At 62.6% G+C, this 15,790-nt stretch carries 16 protein-coding genes; 10 read left to right on the top strand and 6 right to left on the bottom strand.

Annotated features, from left to right (window positions below; all coding sequences use genetic code 11):
• Positions 1–22: 22 nt before the first annotated feature.
• The 7 genes from LNV08_RS06375 to LNV08_RS06345 all read left to right on the top strand — a co-directional run bounded on the left by LNV08_RS06375 (position 23) and on the right by LNV08_RS06345 (position 6,366).
• Positions 23–919 (top strand): DMT family transporter, encoded by an 897-nt coding sequence (locus LNV08_RS06375; protein WP_263532833.1) that lies wholly within the window; start codon positions 23–25, stop codon positions 917–919.
• Positions 920–1,222: 303 nt separating this feature from the next.
• Positions 1,223–1,654: a YeeE/YedE family protein gene (locus tag LNV08_RS06370; RefSeq protein WP_263532832.1), complete on the top strand. Its 432-nt coding sequence runs from the start codon at positions 1,223–1,225 to the stop codon at positions 1,652–1,654.
• Positions 1,655–1,668: 14 nt separating this feature from the next.
• The gene (locus tag LNV08_RS06365; protein WP_263532831.1) at positions 1,669–2,136 is read left to right on the top strand and encodes a YeeE/YedE family protein; all 468 of its coding nucleotides are present in this window, start codon (positions 1,669–1,671) and stop codon (positions 2,134–2,136) included.
• A 13-nt stretch (positions 2,137–2,149) separates the two neighbouring features.
• Complete coding sequence (locus LNV08_RS06360; protein WP_263532830.1) at positions 2,150–2,494, top strand: TIGR01244 family sulfur transferase; 345 nt, start codon at positions 2,150–2,152, stop codon at positions 2,492–2,494.
• Positions 2,495–2,669: 175 nt separating this feature from the next.
• A complete protein-coding gene (locus tag LNV08_RS06355) occupies positions 2,670–4,421 on the top strand; it encodes an AMP-binding protein (protein ID WP_263532829.1) in 1,752 nt (583 codons plus the stop codon).
• A gap of 3 nt (positions 4,422–4,424) precedes the next feature.
• Positions 4,425–5,330, top strand: coding sequence for a bile acid:sodium symporter family protein (locus tag LNV08_RS06350; RefSeq protein ID WP_263532828.1), 906 nt, complete (start codon positions 4,425–4,427; stop codon positions 5,328–5,330).
• A gap of 97 nt (positions 5,331–5,427) precedes the next feature.
• Positions 5,428–6,366: a Gfo/Idh/MocA family protein gene (locus tag LNV08_RS06345; RefSeq protein ID WP_263532827.1), complete on the top strand. Its 939-nt coding sequence runs from the start codon at positions 5,428–5,430 to the stop codon at positions 6,364–6,366.
• Positions 6,367–6,387: 21 nt separating this feature from the next.
• Here LNV08_RS06345 and LNV08_RS06340 read toward each other — a convergent pair whose 3' ends face one another.
• The 3 genes from LNV08_RS06340 to LNV08_RS06330 form a co-directional block, all read right to left on the bottom strand.
• Positions 6,388–7,692, bottom strand: coding sequence for a DUF885 domain-containing protein (locus LNV08_RS06340; RefSeq protein WP_263532826.1), 1,305 nt, complete (start codon positions 7,690–7,692; stop codon positions 6,388–6,390).
• A gap of 310 nt (positions 7,693–8,002) precedes the next feature.
• On the bottom strand, positions 8,003–8,326 hold the full coding sequence (locus tag LNV08_RS06335; RefSeq protein ID WP_263532825.1) for a DMT family transporter: 324 nt from the start codon (positions 8,324–8,326) through the stop codon (positions 8,003–8,005).
• A 2-nt stretch (positions 8,327–8,328) separates the two neighbouring features.
• The gene (locus tag LNV08_RS06330; RefSeq protein WP_263532824.1) at positions 8,329–8,679 is read right to left on the bottom strand and encodes a DMT family transporter; all 351 of its coding nucleotides are present in this window, start codon (positions 8,677–8,679) and stop codon (positions 8,329–8,331) included.
• A 133-nt stretch (positions 8,680–8,812) separates the two neighbouring features.
• On the opposite strand from LNV08_RS06330, the gene LNV08_RS06325 reads away from it, so the two are divergent.
• Positions 8,813–9,118 carry a hypothetical protein gene (locus LNV08_RS06325; protein WP_263532823.1) on the top strand — a complete coding sequence of 102 codons (306 nt, stop codon included), beginning with the start codon at positions 8,813–8,815 and terminating at the stop codon, positions 9,116–9,118.
• Positions 9,115–11,583 carry an EAL domain-containing protein gene (locus LNV08_RS06320; protein WP_263532822.1) on the top strand — a complete coding sequence of 823 codons (2,469 nt, stop codon included), beginning with the start codon at positions 9,115–9,117 and terminating at the stop codon, positions 11,581–11,583. The genes LNV08_RS06325 and LNV08_RS06320 overlap by 4 nt, the downstream gene beginning before the upstream one ends.
• A gap of 32 nt (positions 11,584–11,615) precedes the next feature.
• On the opposite strand, the gene LNV08_RS06315 is transcribed toward LNV08_RS06320, so the two are convergent.
• The gene (locus LNV08_RS06315; protein ID WP_263532821.1) at positions 11,616–12,581 is read right to left on the bottom strand and encodes an NAD(P)-dependent alcohol dehydrogenase; all 966 of its coding nucleotides are present in this window, start codon (positions 12,579–12,581) and stop codon (positions 11,616–11,618) included.
• Positions 12,582–12,872: 291 nt separating this feature from the next.
• Here LNV08_RS06315 and LNV08_RS06310 point away from each other — a divergent pair, with 291 nt between their 5' ends.
• Positions 12,873–13,289: a hypothetical protein gene (locus tag LNV08_RS06310; RefSeq protein ID WP_263532820.1), complete on the top strand. Its 417-nt coding sequence runs from the start codon at positions 12,873–12,875 to the stop codon at positions 13,287–13,289.
• Positions 13,290–13,368: 79 nt separating this feature from the next.
• Here LNV08_RS06310 and LNV08_RS06305 read toward each other — a convergent pair whose 3' ends face one another.
• Positions 13,369–14,031: a phosphatase PAP2 family protein gene (locus tag LNV08_RS06305; RefSeq protein WP_263532819.1), complete on the bottom strand. Its 663-nt coding sequence runs from the start codon at positions 14,029–14,031 to the stop codon at positions 13,369–13,371.
• Positions 14,031–15,770 (bottom strand): phosphoethanolamine transferase, encoded by a 1,740-nt coding sequence (locus tag LNV08_RS06300; protein WP_263532818.1) that lies wholly within the window; start codon positions 15,768–15,770, stop codon positions 14,031–14,033. The genes LNV08_RS06305 and LNV08_RS06300 overlap by 1 nt, the downstream gene beginning before the upstream one ends.
• Positions 15,771–15,790: the final 20 nt, after the last annotated feature.

Genomic DNA, 15,790 nt, shown 5'->3' with positions numbered 1-15,790 from the left:
GTCTCGGGCCATACTGCAGGCCATGCATTCGACCCACTCGCAGCAGCCTGCGCATCCACAGCTCCAACAGCTCTACCCCCTGCTCTTTGTCGGGCTCTGGAGCACCGGCTTTATCGGTGCCAAATACGGCCTGCCGGATGCCGAGCCGCTGACCTTCCTGAGCCTGCGCTACGCCATCGTGCTGGCCTTGATGGGCGCGGTCGCCTTGCTCAGCAAAGCGGCTTGGCCGAAGCGCGCGCGGGACTATCTGCACATCGGCGTATCCGGCTTGCTGGTGCACGGCCTGTATCTGGGCGGCGTGTTCACCGCCATCGGCCACGGCTTGCCCGCCGGCGTCACCGCGCTGGTGGTGGGCTTGCAGCCGGTGTTGACCGCGCTGGGCGCGGGCGTCTTGCTGGGCGAGCGGGTCCGCGCCGGGCAATGGCTGGGTTTGGCCTTCGGCTTTGTCGGCGTCAGCCTGGTGGTGGCGCACAAGCTGGCCGCTGGCACCGGCGGCGGATTGCTGCTTGGGCAATTGGCGCCGGCGCTGTTGGCCCTGCTGGGCATCACCGCCGGCACGCTCTATCAGAAGCGCTATTGCCCCGCTTTTGATTTGCGCAGCGGCTCGGTGATCCAGTTTTTGCCCTGTCTGGCGCTGACCCTGCTCGCCGCCAGCCTGAGCGAAACCATGCAGGTGCGCTGGACGGGGCAATTCGCGTTTGCGCTGGGCTGGCTGGTGCTGGTCTTGTCCTTGGGTGCGGTGAGCCTGCTGAATCTGCTGATCCGGCGCGGCAGCGCTGTCAATGTGGCCAGCCTTTTCTACCTGGTGCCGCCCACCACGGCGCTTCTCGCCTGGGCGATATTCGGTGAAACGCTGACCGGCCTTGCGCTGCTGGGCATGGGCTTGGCGGTGTTCGGCGTTTGGCTGGCGCGGCGCTGAGGGCGGCTCAACCTTCCATGAGCAGCAACCCCGATCAACAGCGCAAGACCCAAGCCGGGGCCGGCCACCGAAGCTTGCCGGTTGATGAAAATGCGGTCCAATCCAGACCGTTTGTTGCGCTGTGCCAGCTCAGCCAGGGCAAAAAACGCCTTGGCAAGTTGGAAGAGTTGGTCAGCACCCGGCGCGCGCAGGCAAAAATATCTATTGCGGCATGAACAGCCCGCAGATCATGGCCGTGATGGGCGTTGTGTACCCCAGGTACTGCGGCAAATAATTAGCAAGCATTGAGGAGTCAGCCACATCATGCAAATCGACTGGACACATTTCACGCCCTGGGCCTCGCTGGCCGGTGGCGTTCTGCTGGGCCTGGCGGCCAGCGCCTTCATTTTGATCAACGGGCGCATTCTTGGCATCAGCGGCATCCTCGGCGGCCTGCTGCGCCCGCGCAGCGGCGACGCCGCTTGGCGCATCGCCTTCTTGCTGGGCATATTGGCCGCGCCGGCGTTGTACTACCTGGTGGGCGGCCCGATGCTGGCCACGGTCGACGCGGGCTGGGGCACGGTGATTGCGGCTGGCTTGTTGGTTGGCGTAGGCACCCGCTACGGCTCGGGCTGCACCAGCGGCCACGGCGTGTGCGGTCTGTCGAGCCTGTCACCGCGCTCGCTGATAGCCACCTTGGCCTTTATGAGCGCGGGCTTCGCCGTCGTGTTTTTCGTTCGCCACATCTTGGCTTGAACAAGGAGCAGCGCATGAACAAGCAAAGCCACCCGGCGTTTCACCATCATCGCCTGTCCGAATTTGGCGTCGGCCTGCTTTTCGGCCTGGGCCTGATCTTGGCGGGCATGACCGACCCCAGCAAGGTGCTGGGCTTTCTGGACTTGGCCGGCCTGTGGGACCCCTCGCTCGCCTTCGTGATGGGCGGCGCGATCTTGGTCAGCCTGGGCGCGTTTGCGCTCGCGAAGAAACGCAGTCAAAGCTTTCTCGGCGGCGCCATGCATCTGCCGACCAGCCGTGACATTGACCGCCGCCTCATCGCCGGCAGCCTCTTGTTCGGCGCCGGCTGGGGCTTGGCCGGCTTTTGCCCGGGGCCGGCCATCGTGTCGGTCGCCACCGGCAACCCCAAGGCCATCGTCTTTGTGTTGGCTATGCTGGCGGGCATGGCCGTTTTCGAGATCGCCGAAAATCGCGCCAAGACAAGCCCCATCAAACAGAGTTAACAACACCACCACCATGAGCATCCCCGTTCGTTCCGTCACGCCCGAGTTTTATGTTGCGGCCCAGCTGGCACCGACCGACATGGCCGCGGCCGCCGCCATGGGCTTCAAGACCGTCATCAACAACCGCCCGGATCTGGAAGGCGGCGCCGAGCAGCCGCTCAGCACCAGCATGCAAGCCGCCGCGCAAGCCGCCGGCCTCAGCTACGTCTATCTGCCAGTGGTCGGCGGCGCCATTACCGCAGAGCAAGCGGCCAGCATGAAGCAGACGCTCGACGCCGCACAACCGCCGATCTTGGCCTTTTGCCGCTCCGGCGCGCGCTCAACGCAGTTGTTCATTCTGGCGCAGCAGCACGGCTGAGCGCTTTAGCTCTGATTGATTTTTAGGAGCTAAAGCTCTTAAAGGTCCTTATTTCTCGAAGCCATCCTCAGGCCGAGCGGCCTGTATCCGGTGATCCTCGGGCGCTACGGTTGCAAACTTGGCGCTCAGCGTGAGCCGCCGGCTTGCAGCCTCGCTGCGCAAAGGATGACATCGAATGGATCAGGCGAGCACAGAAGCCTCAAGGCCTTGGTTGGCACAGTACGGCACGGCAGTGCCGGCGATCTTGCCGACGCCCGAACACAAAAGCCTGGCGGCTTTGGCCCGGGCGGTTGCGCGGCGCTTTGCCGACCAGACCGCCTTCACCACGGTCATGCCCAATGGCATGTTTGGCTCGCTCAGCTATGCCCAGGTGGACGAGATGAGCGACGCCTTCGCGGCCTATCTGCGCGCCACACTCAAGCTCGATGCCGGCGACCGCGTCGCGGTGCAACTGCCCAATGGCCTGGCCTACCCGGTCGTGCTGCTGGGCATCTTGAAGGCCGGCTGTGTGGCGGTGAACACCAATCCGCTCTACACCCCGCATGAGATGGCCCATCAGTTCAAGGACAGCGGGGTCAAGGCGGTGGTCATCGTCGACATGTTCGCCGACAAGCTGGAGCAAGTGCTGCCGCTGTGCCCCGCCATCAAGAGCGTGGTGTTGACGCGCGTCAGCGAGTTCTTCCCGGCCTTGGTGGGTGGCATCGTGCATGCGGTGATGAAGCACTGGAACAAGCTGATCCCGGCGCACAGCTTGAGCGTGACCCGCCTGCCCGAGGCCCTGGATCTGGGCCGCGCCAAGACAGTCGATATACCGAGTTATGCCAGCGGCTTGAACCACGACAGCCTGGCGCTGCTGCAGTACACCGGCGGCACCACCGGGCTGGCCAAGGGCGCGATGCTCAGCCATGGCAATTTGCTCTGGAATATGGCGCAGATGCGGGCGATGTGCGCCAGCCATCTCGAAGACGGCCGCGAGGTCGTTTTGACCGCCCTGCCGCTGTATCACATCTTCGCTTTCACGGTGAACTTCCTGTGCATGTTCGAGGCCGGCGCCCGCAACATCCTGGTGCCCAACCCGCGCCCGGTGCAGAACCTGCAGCGCGCGTTCGAGAACTACCCCATCACCTGGATGACGGGCGTGAACACGCTCTACAACGCCTTGCTGAACGAAGAATGGTTCACCGCCTACCCACCCAAGCATTTGAAAGCGGCCGGCGGCGGCGGCGCGGCCATGCACCATGCGGTGGTGACGCGCTTTGAGCAAGTGACCGGCGCGCCGCTGGTGGAAGGCTACGGCCTGACGGAAGCCAGCCCGGTGGTCTGCTTCCAACTGCTCAGCGCGCAGCGCCAGCGCGACAGCATTGGCGTGCCGGCCCCGATGACCGAGCTGCGTTTGCTCGATGACGAGGGCGCCGAGGTCGCGACCGGGGCGCCCGGTGAGCTGTGGCTGCGGGGCCCGCAAGTCATGCAAGGCTATTGGCAGCAGCCGGCGGAGACGGCGGCCGTCTTGCGAGATGGCTGGCTGCGTACCGGCGATGTGGCGGTGATGGACGCGCAGGGCACCTTCAAGATCGTCGACCGCAAGAAAGACATGATCTTGGTCAACGGCTTCAATGTCTACCCGAATGAGATCGAAGAGGCCTTGTCGGCCCACCCGCAGATACTGGAGGCGGCGGTGATCGGCGTGCCGGATGCGAAAACCGGTGAAGCCGTCCTGGCCGTCGTCGTGCGCTTGGACGAGAGCCTGAGCGAGCAAGCCGTGCTGGCCCATTGCCGCAGCTTGCTGACGGCCTACAAACTGCCGGCGCGGGTCGAGTTCAGGCGCGAGTTACCCAAGACGGCGGTCGGCAAGATCTTGCGGCGCGAACTGCGCCCCGTCGCCGCGCCCGCACCATCTGCCCCAACGTCCACCCAATCAGGAATCTGAGCCATGTTGACCGACACCGAAACCCGCCTCTTGGGCGTGATGATGATGGTCATCATGCTGGGCATGGGCGCCAGCCTGACCTTCAAAGACTTCGCCATTGCGCTGCGCAAACCGGCGGGCGTGGGCATTGGCCTGATCACCACCTATGTGCTGACACCGATGGTCGGCTACTTGCTGGCGACCGCGCTGAAGTTGCCGCCCGCCTATGCCGTGGGCCTGATTCTGATGGCCTGTCTGCCGGGCGGCACCACCAGCAATATCTTCAATTACTTCAGCAAGGGCGTGTTGAGCTTGTCGATCCTGATGACCATCGTCTCCACGCTGTTTGCGGTGCTGCTGGTGCCCTTGGCGCTGAAGCTGTTTTCATCCGGCATCGAGGGCGAATGGCAGATTCCGCCGGGCAATGTGGCGCAGGTGCTGGTGGTGCTGCTGGTGCCGACCGTGATCGGCATGCTCTTGCGCAAATGGAATGCCAATGTGGGCGCTGTCCTTGAGATGCTCGGCGGGCTGCTGGGTATCGTGGTGATTGTGTTTTTGATCGTCAGTTGGGTGCCGCGCAATTTCGGCCTGCTGGCCACGACGCCGGCCGAGGTCTATATCGGCGCCATCGGCCTGGGGCTGGTCGGCTTTCTGGTTGGCTATGCCTTTGCCCGCCTTGTGCGCCAAGACAAGCGCCGCAGCCGCACGATTGCCTTGGAAACCGGCATCCAGAACGGACCTTTGGGCGTGCTGATCGTGCTGCTCACCTTCGAGGGCACGCGCCAGCAAGAGGTGCTGCTGATCCCGGTGCTGTACTCGCTCTTCATCGTGCTGACCAGCTCCATGGTCACAATCTGGTTTCGCCGCATCACGCTGCGCGAGGAGGAGGCCCGCGACAATGCCAAGATTGGCGCTGTGACAGCAGCTTGAATCAGCGGCAGCGGGGAGCAGAAATTGGGGTCAGGTTCATTTATCTTGCCCGTGGAGAAAATGAACCTGACCCCAATAAAAAGATGGAGCGCAAGTGATGCGAATTGCCGTGATCGGCCTGGGCGATATTGCCCAAAAAGCCTACCTGCCACTGCTGAGCCGGCGAAGCGATATCGAGCTGATTTTGTGCTCACGTAACGCACAGACGCTGCGGTCGCTGGGTCAGCAATACCGGATCGAGCATCTGGCCAGCAGCCTTGAAGACTTGGCAGGCTTGGCACCTCAGGCCGCCTTTGTACACACCGCTACTGCTGCCCATGTCGAGGTGGCGAGCGCGCTGCTAGAGATGGGTTTGGATGTCTATCTGGACAAGCCGATCGCCTATGAGCTGGCCGCCGCCGAGCGCCTGGTGGCATTGGCGCGAGCGCGCGGACGGCTCTTGATGCTGGGCTTCAACCGGCGCTGCGCGCCGCTTTACCAGACCTTGGCCGAGCAGCCCGATCCGCATGTGGCGCTGCTGCAAAAACACCGCGTCGGCCAGCCCGCCGGCATTCGCGAGTTCGTCTTTGATGACTTCATCCATGTCGTCGACACCTTGCGTTGGCTGGCACCGTCAGAGCCCACGGCGCTGGCTGTCGCTGCGCGCGTTGAGCCGGGTAGTAGGGCGGGTTTGCTGGCGCATGTCAGCGTGCAGTTCAAAGCCGGCAGCTTCACCGGCCTGGGCCTGATGAACCGCGACAGCGGTGCCAGCGAAGAATGCCTGGAGCTGATGGCTGCGGGCAGCAAATGGCGGGTCGAGAACCTGAATCAAGCCAGCGAGCACCGCCAAGGCCGCGAGCAGCGGCATGGCTTTGAGGACTGGACGCCGGTGCTGAGGCGACGCGGTTTCGAGGCCATCATCGAGCAGTTTTTAGCGGCCGTGCGGGCACCCGAAGTGGATCACCGCTGGGCAGAAGACGCGCTGCTGACGCACCGGCTGTGCGAGCAGATTGTGCTGGCGATCGAGCAACAGACTCAGACCGTCCCGCCGGCTTGATTCGGCGCAGGCGCTGCGTGTTCATGGCGCCAAGCTTGGTGCCGGCTTGGGCCCGGCGGTTTGCGCGGCGCCCTCCACCATCTCAGCCAGCAGCGCCAGCGGCAGCGGGCCATGCTTGAGCACCTTGTCGTGGAAGACGCGGATGTCGAATGCCGGCCCTTCGCGCAAACGGGCGGCTTCGCGCAGCTGGCGCAGCATCACCGCACCTTGCTTGTAGGTGATGGCCTGCACCGGCCAGTTGCGCACCCTTGAGATCTCGCGCTCGGCCAAAGCGGGCAACATCGGCAGCTGGCTTTGCCAAAACTCATGCGCCTGCGCCTCGCTCCAATCGAAGTAGTTGATGCCCGCATCCAACACCACCCGGATTGAGCGCACCAGGTCCCACTCGACTGCACCCAGGGCGTCTGAGTCCTGCTGATACAGGCCCAGCTCGCGGCCGAACTCTTCGACATAAGCGCCCCAGCCCTCGGCATAGGCCGAATAGAAGCCATGCGGTAAACCCGTTGGGCAGCCACGCTGCTCCAGCGCATAACAGCTTTGATAGTGGTGGCCGGGCGTACTCTCATGCAAGAGCAACCAGTCGATATTGCGGCGCCCGTATGTGGCCTGCGCGCGATTGAAATAGAAGGTGCTCTCATCCGGCTCGTAATAGCCGTCCACCGGCAAAGCGCTGCCCAAATCAGAGCGGCGGATTTGCGGCGGCGCAATCGCGGTCGGCACAAAGAGTTTGTGCATATGTTGATAGACGATGGCTTGCCGCGCCTCATAGTCGGCCTGCGGCGTCTGGTCCGGCGGGTAGCTGAACGCGGGGCCGCCCAAGTAGTCCGCAAAAGCCTGGTCGCGGCCGGCATAGCCCATCCGCGCTTGCAGTGCCCGGTAGCGTCCCAAAGCCCGTTCCAGCTCGCTGCGACCCATCGCCATCAGCGCCTCGGGCGAGCTGTCCATGGTCAGCCAGGCTTGGCGCAAGAAGGCATACCAGTCCTTGCCCAAGCTGGTCTTGGCCAGGCCCTGATCGGAGAGAACCGCCCGCTCGCCCAGCGCCAGATAGGACCGCAGAAGCGCCAGCTTTTGCTGCTGCAAGGCCAGCTCAAAAGCAATCTGGCGCAGCTGCAAACGCTGGCAGCTGCTGCCGGCGGCCGGATCAAGGGCTTGCAGCTGATGGCTCAATTCATCGAACAGCGCTTGCTGGCGCGGTACATCACTGCTCTGCACCATGTGCTGGATGTTCTTGACGTAGGACAGCGCCATCTCACCGCCCAAGCCCAGCTCGGTATAGGTCTTGCTGTAACGGGCGATGAATTGTTCGATGGCGCTTGCGGCCGCCATGGCAGGCGCGTCCGAGCTCGCTTGGGCCCATGATGCGCCCGAGGGGGCGCTCAGAAAAAGCGCGGCAAGCCAGGAAGCAAGCAGTTTCATATATTGCGCAGAGGGAGGGGAAATGGAACGGGGTCGGGGAGAGCCGCAGCCTGCTCAAACGCTTCGGCGGCATCTTGCCAAGTTGGGCCCATCCCCCGCAAGTCCCATTCGGCACCCCACATCAGCCTGCGTCTCTGCCTTGCCCACATGGCCCCCACCAGCCCGGTGGTATGACCATTTATCTGGACGGCAGCTTGCCGGCGCATTGGGTGAAGCCGGCTTATTCGACCAAGGTCAAAATCAGCACCGCCGCAATGACGAGCGCAATGCCCAGCCAAGCAATTGGCTTGAGTCGGTGGCCAAAAAGCAGCCGCCCGCAGATGGCCGTACCCAGAATGCCGACAGAGCCCCACATCGCATAGGCCACAGCGAGGTCGATGCTCTTGATGGCTTGGCTCAGCATCAAGAACGCCAACCAAAGCATGGCAATGGCGCCGAAACCCCAAGCACGGTTTTTGAAACCATTGGATTTCTCCAACATCATATTGGCGGCAATATCACTGCAGGCCGAACCCATAATGAAAATAATTGGCATCGTCTGCATGTTCAAGACTCCTCGCCGAGTGCTACGCACACGATGCCCATCATGACCAGCCCAAGTCCAAGCATCTCGCTGTGCGACAACTCTTCCTTGAACACCAACACACTCACCAGCGAAAGCGAGGCGAGTCCGACACCTTCCCACACCGCATAAGCAATGCCGATCGAGATTTGTCCAATCGCTTGCGAGAGCAAGTAATAGGACGCCGCCAAGGCCGCGGCCATCAACAAATAGCCTTGAAAACTGTCACCGCGCGACGCATTCGCCATGAAAGTGGTGCCGGCCACTTCGGCAGCAATGGCTGAAAAAAGAAACAACCAAGCAACAACCAAATTCCTACTATTAAAACTAAACATAAATTCACCTATAGTATATTCCTTTTGATAAAATATAAAGTCATTCTATCACATGGCATTAACTTTGTAAAATCAGTGATTTTATTGATAAATCAATATGGCAGATTTTTAAAACAAAACTGCCTGCCAAGTCATGGTTTTCAATGAAAACATGAACTTGCTCGCGCGTGTTTTTTTTGGCTCCACTTCAAACTCATTGCGTGAAACCGAACCCCGCCTGAACAAACGTTTTGGCCCGTGCACGGCGTCTCACTTTGATACCGGCCCGCATGGGCTGATGGATGTTGCCGGAGCTGCTTGTGTCTCGCTGCCTTGCGCTTTTTTTTTCGAACTCGCCGAAGCGGTTGGACGGCGACTATCTCGGCCCTTGAAAGTTTGGGCCGAATTGAGTCATGCCGCCCTCACTCGATCCTGCGCCGATAAACTGCCGCCACGATGAATCAGCAGATCTTGCAACCCGAACCCACCGCAGCGGCACTGCCCGCCAGCGACATGGCTATGGCCTTGGCCCATTTGCCCCAAGCGCTGCTGGTGTTCGATGCCCAACACCGGCTGATCTTTGGCAACCCTGCCTGCGCAAGCTTGCTGGATCTGCCCACTGAGCTGCTGGCGCGTTGGGTCACCGAGCACTGCACGGGCCAAGAAATCGCTAGCCATCAAGGCGCGCGGGGAGAACCAGCGGAGGACTTTGCCCCTGCGCAGAATTCGAGCCGCACGCGCCGCACCGCAGCGGGCAAAACGCTTCAGTTCACGACCCAGATGCTGCCCAGCGGCGGCTGGCTGAGAAGCTACTGCGACGTCAGCGCTCTGGCCGCGGAATTGGAGGCCAAGAGCGCCAGCGAGGTGGTGCTGCGCTTCGCCCTCGAAGGGGCTGGCGACGGTGTCTGGGATTGGGATGTTAGGGCCAACATCACCCAGTATTCGCGACGCTGGAAGGAGATGATGGGGTTTTCAGGGGCCGATCTGGACAGTGATATCTGCTACCGCGAACCGCCCAGGATTCACCCCGATGACTTCGACGCGGCCTGGGCCGCCGTACATGCCCATCTGGCAGGGAAAACGCCCGGCTATGTCAGCGAGCACCGCCGCATGCACAAAGACGGCAAATGGCGCTGGCTGCTGGCCCGCGGCATGGTCGCAAGCCGCGACGCCGAGGGTCAAGCCCTACGCATGACGGGCACCAGCACCGACATCACCGCCCGCAAGCTCGCCGAAGAGCAATTGCTGTTGGCCGCCAATGTGTTCAAGCATGCCCGCGAAGGCATCGTCATCACCGACGCCGCGGGCAACATCATCGATGTCAACGAAACCTTCAGTCAGATCACCGCTTACCCGCGCGAAGCCGTGTTGGGTCGAGCCGCCCTGATGTTGCGTTCGTCGGCGCAAGCGCCCGGCTTCTACACCCAGCTATGGCGCGATCTGCACGCCGGCGGCTATTGGAGCGGTGAGATGTGGATTCGGCGCAGCGCGGGCGATATCGTTGCAATCATGCTCACCATCAGCGAGGTCAAGGGCAAAAAGGGTGAAACGCAGAATTTTGTCGCGCTGTTCACCGACATCACGCAGACTAAACACCATCTGCGCCAACTTGAACGCAACGCCCATTTCGACGCACTCACCGGCATGCCCAATCGGGTCCTGTTGGCCCAGCGGCTGCAGCATGCCATGGCGCAATGCCGGCGCCGCAAGCTTTCTTTGGCGGTGGCCTATCTGGATCTCGACGGCTTCAAGAGCATCAACGACCGCCATGGCCATGCCACCGGCGACGAGCTCTTGATTGCCGTGGCCAATCGAATGCAGTCGGTGCTGCGGGACGGCGACGTGCTGGCACGCATTGGCGGCGATGAATTTGTGGCGGTTTTGAGCGAACTCGCGCAGCCGCGTGATTGCGAACAGGCCTTGGAGCGCCTGCTGAAAGCGGCCAGCGCGCCAGTCCAGCTGGGTGACTTGCTGCTGGAGGTTTCCACCAGCATTGGCGTCACGATCTATCCTCAAGACGGCGCCGATGCGGACCGCCTGATCCGCCATGCCGACCAAGCCATGTATCTGGCCAAGCAAGCCGGCAAGAATCGCTTTCATCTCTTCGATATCGCACACGAAGCTGCGGCCAAGCAGCAGCGCGAAGGCTTGGCGGAGATGCGCAACGCCCTCGCCCTGGGCCAATTCAAGCTGTGCTACCAGCCCAAGGTCAATATGCGAACCAACGCCGTGGTCGGCGTCGAGGCGCTGATTCGCTGGCAGCACCCAGAGCGCGGCGAACTGCCGCCGGCGGCTTTTCTGCCGCTGATCGAAGATCAAGCGCTCAGCGTGGATGTGGGGGAATGGGTGATTGCGCAGGCCCTGCGGCAAATTGCACTCTGGCGCGCCGAGGGCCTGGACTTGCAGGTCAGCGTCAATGTCTGCGCGATGCAATTGCAGCAAGCCAATTTTGTGTCGCGCCTGTCTGCATTGCTGCTCCCCACTGCGGGGGAGCAGCAATGCGGCCTGCAGTTAGAGGTGCTAGAGACGAGCGCCCTGGAAGACATGGCCCAGATGTCCAAACTGATGCACGCCTGCCAGACCCTGGGTGTGCATTTCGCGCTCGATGACTTCGGCACCGGCTATTCATCGCTGACTTACCTGCGCCGCCTGCCGATCGAGCTGTTGAAGATCGACCAGACTTTTGTCCGTGACATGCTGAGCGACCCTGACGATCTGGCCATCGTCACCGGCGTGATCGGCCTGGCCAAAGCCTTCGGTCGCCAGGTCATTGCCGAGGGCGTGGAGACCGCTGCACATGGCGCGCGCCTGCTGGCCCTGGGTTGCGAGCTGGCTCAGGGCTATGGCATCGCCCGCCCCATGCCGGCCACCGCCGTGCCCGCCTGGGTAGCCGCCTGGTCTGAAAAGCCGCACTGGCTGGCCTGAACGCAGCGATTGGCGAGCAGGCTGGCCCGGCTCTAATCCAAGCTCAGCAGCAAATTGCCCACCTTCTGCCCACTCAGCGCCAAATCAAACGCGGCTGCAATCTGCTCAAGCGGCACGCTGCGGTCAATCAGCGGCTTGAACTCCCCGCGTTCGAGCAGCCCGCCTACGAAAGCCATGCTTTCCAGCGGCCTGAAGGGCACCGGAAAGATGACCTTGGGCCCGGGCAAGATTGGCGAGAGCAGCGCCAGCAAGAGATTCTGTAAATAAGCCCCCAGCTCAGACGAGATGTAAACGCCCGCAGGCCGCAACAGGGGGCGGCAGGCGGCAAAGCAGCTCTTGCCCACCGCGTCAAACACATAGTCGAACTGTCGCCCTTGCTCCTGGGTGAAGTCTTGCTGCAAGTAATCAATCACCCGATCGGCACCCAGCGCTTTGATGCGCATCAGCTGAGGCGTGGCGCAGGTCGCCGTCACCTGCAGGCCAAAATGCTTGAGCAGCTGCAGCAAGGCCGAGCCAATCGCGCCAGACGCGCCGTTCAGCAGCGCCGTCTGCCCGGCTTTCAGCTTGACCTTGTTGATGAAGTTGTAGGCATAGTGAGCCCCCTCTATGCTCGCTGCGGCTTGCTCAAAGCCTATGCCGGCTGGCATCTTCGCGACCGCCTTGTCCTGCCGCAGCAGCATCTGTTGGCTGTGCGAGCCAAGCCCGGCATCGTCAAATCCCCAGACCCGGTCACCGACCTTGAAGCGATCCACCCCACTGCCGACGGCCTCGACTTCACCCGCGAAATCGGTGCCGGTCGCACGATGGCGGGGTCTTCTCAGGCCGCAAAAAAATCGCATCACGAAGGGCTTGCCGAGCAGGATGGCGCAATCGGTTCGGTTCACGGTCGCCGCCCGCACGCGGATGCGAATTTCGCCCTCTTTGGGCGCTGGTACAGGCAGCTCGCGAATCGACAACACAAGGGGCGGGCCGTAACGGTCTCGATAAGCTGACTTCATCGCGACGAATGTAGCAGCTACGGCCTGCAGCTGTGCTGTGCCCCGCAAGCAGGGGCCGGCCACGCCGAGCATGGCAAAAAAGAAACAAAGGGCCTCGGCTTCTAGGCTCCAATTGATGCAGGTGAAGAAAACCAGCATGAAAACCCGTAATATGTCTCAGGTTTTGCAGGATTGGACTGCGCAATCGACTGCGGCGCTGCTAAGGCGCTGCAGATGGTGCCAGCGAACCTGCATCTGCATCCGAGTTTGTTGACTCTGTGCGTTTTTATGACTTTTCTTGAAAGCTCCACCATGAAGAATTCCATCGCCGCTGTTGCCGTCCTCGTCTCCTTGCTGGGCGGCGCCGCTCAAGCTCAAGTTACCGCAGCAGCAGCCATGCCTGCCGCAACTGCGCCGGCCAAAGCCGCCACTGCCAGCACCGACCCTATCGTGGTGATGCGCGCCGAGCAGCGTGCAGCTCGCACCGAGTTCAACAACACCGTGCGCCCACTGCGCGCCGAGCGCGCCGCCACCATCAAGGCTGCGCAAGACAAGGCCGGCGCTGAAGCCAAGGCCGCCGGCAAGGACCCCTTGGTGGCCCGCCGTAACGCCAAGGCCGAAGCCACTGCTGCAACCAAGGCTGACTTCGACGCCAAGATGAAGGCTGCAACCGAAGCCCGCAGCGCCGCCATGGCCGCTGCTGCCGCCAAGCGCGCCGCTGCCAAGTAATCACTCGGCTGACGCAAATGAGAAAGGGGCCAGTCGGCCCCTTTTTTTATTGCTCGGATCAGGTGGCCGTTTTGCGGCCTCACCTGCGGGCGTAAAGATCGGCCAGCACGCACAGCGTCCAGCAAATGAAACCCGTCCACAAGGTGTGGCTGAGGTAATGCGCACCGCGCGCCATCTGGGCCAAGCCAAAAGCCGCGCCGAAAGCCAACACCAGGCCAAGAATCACTCGTGCCAGCGTCGGCCGATAGGGCCGCCATAAAAAATACAGGCCGAAGAAACCGAACGCGGCAATCGCATGGCCAGACGGGAAGCAATGCCCCGGCCCGCCGTCATAGACCCCCATCAGCCAATGCGGCACATAGTGGGCCGCGCCGCCAAACTCGCTCAGCTCCCAGGGGCAGCTGGTCAGGTTGACACGCTTGAGCGCAGGCACGAACACGATATTCGCCACCGCCACGCCCAGCCAAAACAGGCGCTCACGCTTGCTCGGCGTCATGGATTTTGGCTTGACCCACAGCGCGTCGCTGAGCTGCCAGATCAATACCGCCCAGCCCAGCGCCCGCCCGCCTTCATGCGCCAGCGAGCTGGTTAGCCAGGCTTCGCGCCATGGAAAGCCTTCGGCCGTGCCGAACTGGCGTACCAGCGGCAAATCCAGGCCGCTGAACTCCCATAGCGTCAGCAAGAACAGGCAGATCAGGGTGATGGCAAGGTCGCGGCGCCAGACCGGGTTTGCGGCCGCCATCACTTGAGCACCGCCCCGTTGCCGGGAACGCGGCATTGCCCGGCCAAGTCCAAGCTCGGCTCCAACAAGGTGCTGCGCACATCCAGCAGCCCCATCAAGGTGTGGAACAGATGATCATGGCTGACCGGCGTGGCGGGTGTCTGGGCGGCTCGGCCGCGCAGGCAGTCCCAGTCCAGGCCCGTCGAATTGGCAAAGCTGCTGCTGGCCCACATCAGCATGGGCACGCGGGTCTGCACATCGGGCGCAATCGCATAGGGGATGCCGTGCAGGAACAGGCCGTTCTCGCCCAGCGACTCGCCATGGTCGGACACATAGAGCAGCACCGTATCGACCTCGGCCGCGCGGCTCTTGAGCTTGGCGATCAGGCTGGCCAGCACATGGTCGGTGTAGAGCAGGGCGTTGTCATAGGCATTGGCAATTTCTTCCTTGCTGCACAGACGCAAATCGTCTTTTTCACAGGCCGGCACAAAGCGCTTGAAGGCGGGCGGGTAGCGGCGGAAGTAAGAGGGCCCATGGTTGCCCAATTGATGCATCAGCCAGAACTGCGGCGCAGCACCCGGCTTGAAGCCCGCGACCACCTCACTGAGCCGGCCGTCAAGATCGGCGATCAAGCCTTCATCCAAGCAGCGCTCGCCCTCGCACAGGCCCGGCGCATTGACTTTGCTCACCGCGTCATTGGGCAGGCCGTCGCACACGCCTTTGCAACCCGATTGGTTGTCGCGCCACTGCACGCCGACCCCAGCACGGGCAACGATGTGCAGCAGTGAATCGGTGCCGCGTATGCGGGCCTCGTCATAGTCGCGCCGGCCAATGGCCGAGAACATGCAGGGCAGCGAGGTCTCGGTATTGGTGCCGCAGGCCTGCACATCGCGGAAGCTGATCAGGCTTGAGCCCGGCTGCGCGGCAATCTCCGCCAGTTGCGGCGTGGTCTGGCGGGCATAGCCGTTCAGCCCCCAGTTGGCGGCGCGGGCGGTTTCGCCTATCACCATCACGACGACCTTGGGCTTGGTGCGGCCCGCCCAGCTCGGGCCGGCTGCGGCGTCCAGGCCCACCGCTTGACGGGGCTTGGCCGCGCCGCGTGCCTCGGCCGCCAGCGTGCTGCCTAGCGACCAGACATAGTTGGACGGCGTGATCAGGTAGCGGATCTCTTTGTGATTGCGCATCAGCGAGGAAAAAGGCTGGAACACCGCCATCACGCTGGCCACCATGGCCAGCACCGCCACCACGATCAGCCCCAGCCGCACCAGCACCGCGCGCCGCCAGGGCCGGTTGACAATGCGCACCCGCCACAGCAACAGCAGCGGCAGGCCGGCGTAGATCAACACATGCAAGAGCAGCGCAGCCGAAATCAGCTCGCTGGCCTCGGCGGGGTCGGTGCGCAAGGTATTGCGCACCATCGTCGGGTCGAGATAGACGCCGAAGGCCTGCATGAACCAGCTGGCGAAGGCGGTCGTGATGATCAAGACCACCAGCAGCGGCTTGACCGTCCAGCGGTTGGCCACCAGCGCCAGCAAGAACAGGTGCAAGGCCAAGACCAGCACCACCATGGCGGCGGCAAAGCCCCAGGCGCTCGGGTCGTCAAAGCTGCGCCCCTTCAAGGCGGCGCTGAAGAAAAAGCGGTTGGCCGTCAGCGCCCACAAGAGGCTGACGGCGAGCAAGACCTGCTCAACAGTGGCCGGAATGGTCAGGCGGCTGGCACTGCCTGGGGCGGCCGCTGGGTTTGATTTAAATAAGCTCATGCTCGAATTGGACACCATGC

The organism is Paucibacter sp. TC2R-5, assembly GCF_025717605.1.
Taxonomy (GTDB): Bacteria; Pseudomonadota; Gammaproteobacteria; order Burkholderiales; family Burkholderiaceae_C; genus Paucibacter_A; species Paucibacter_A albus.
This window is presented reverse-complemented; position numbering and strand designations above follow the sequence as displayed.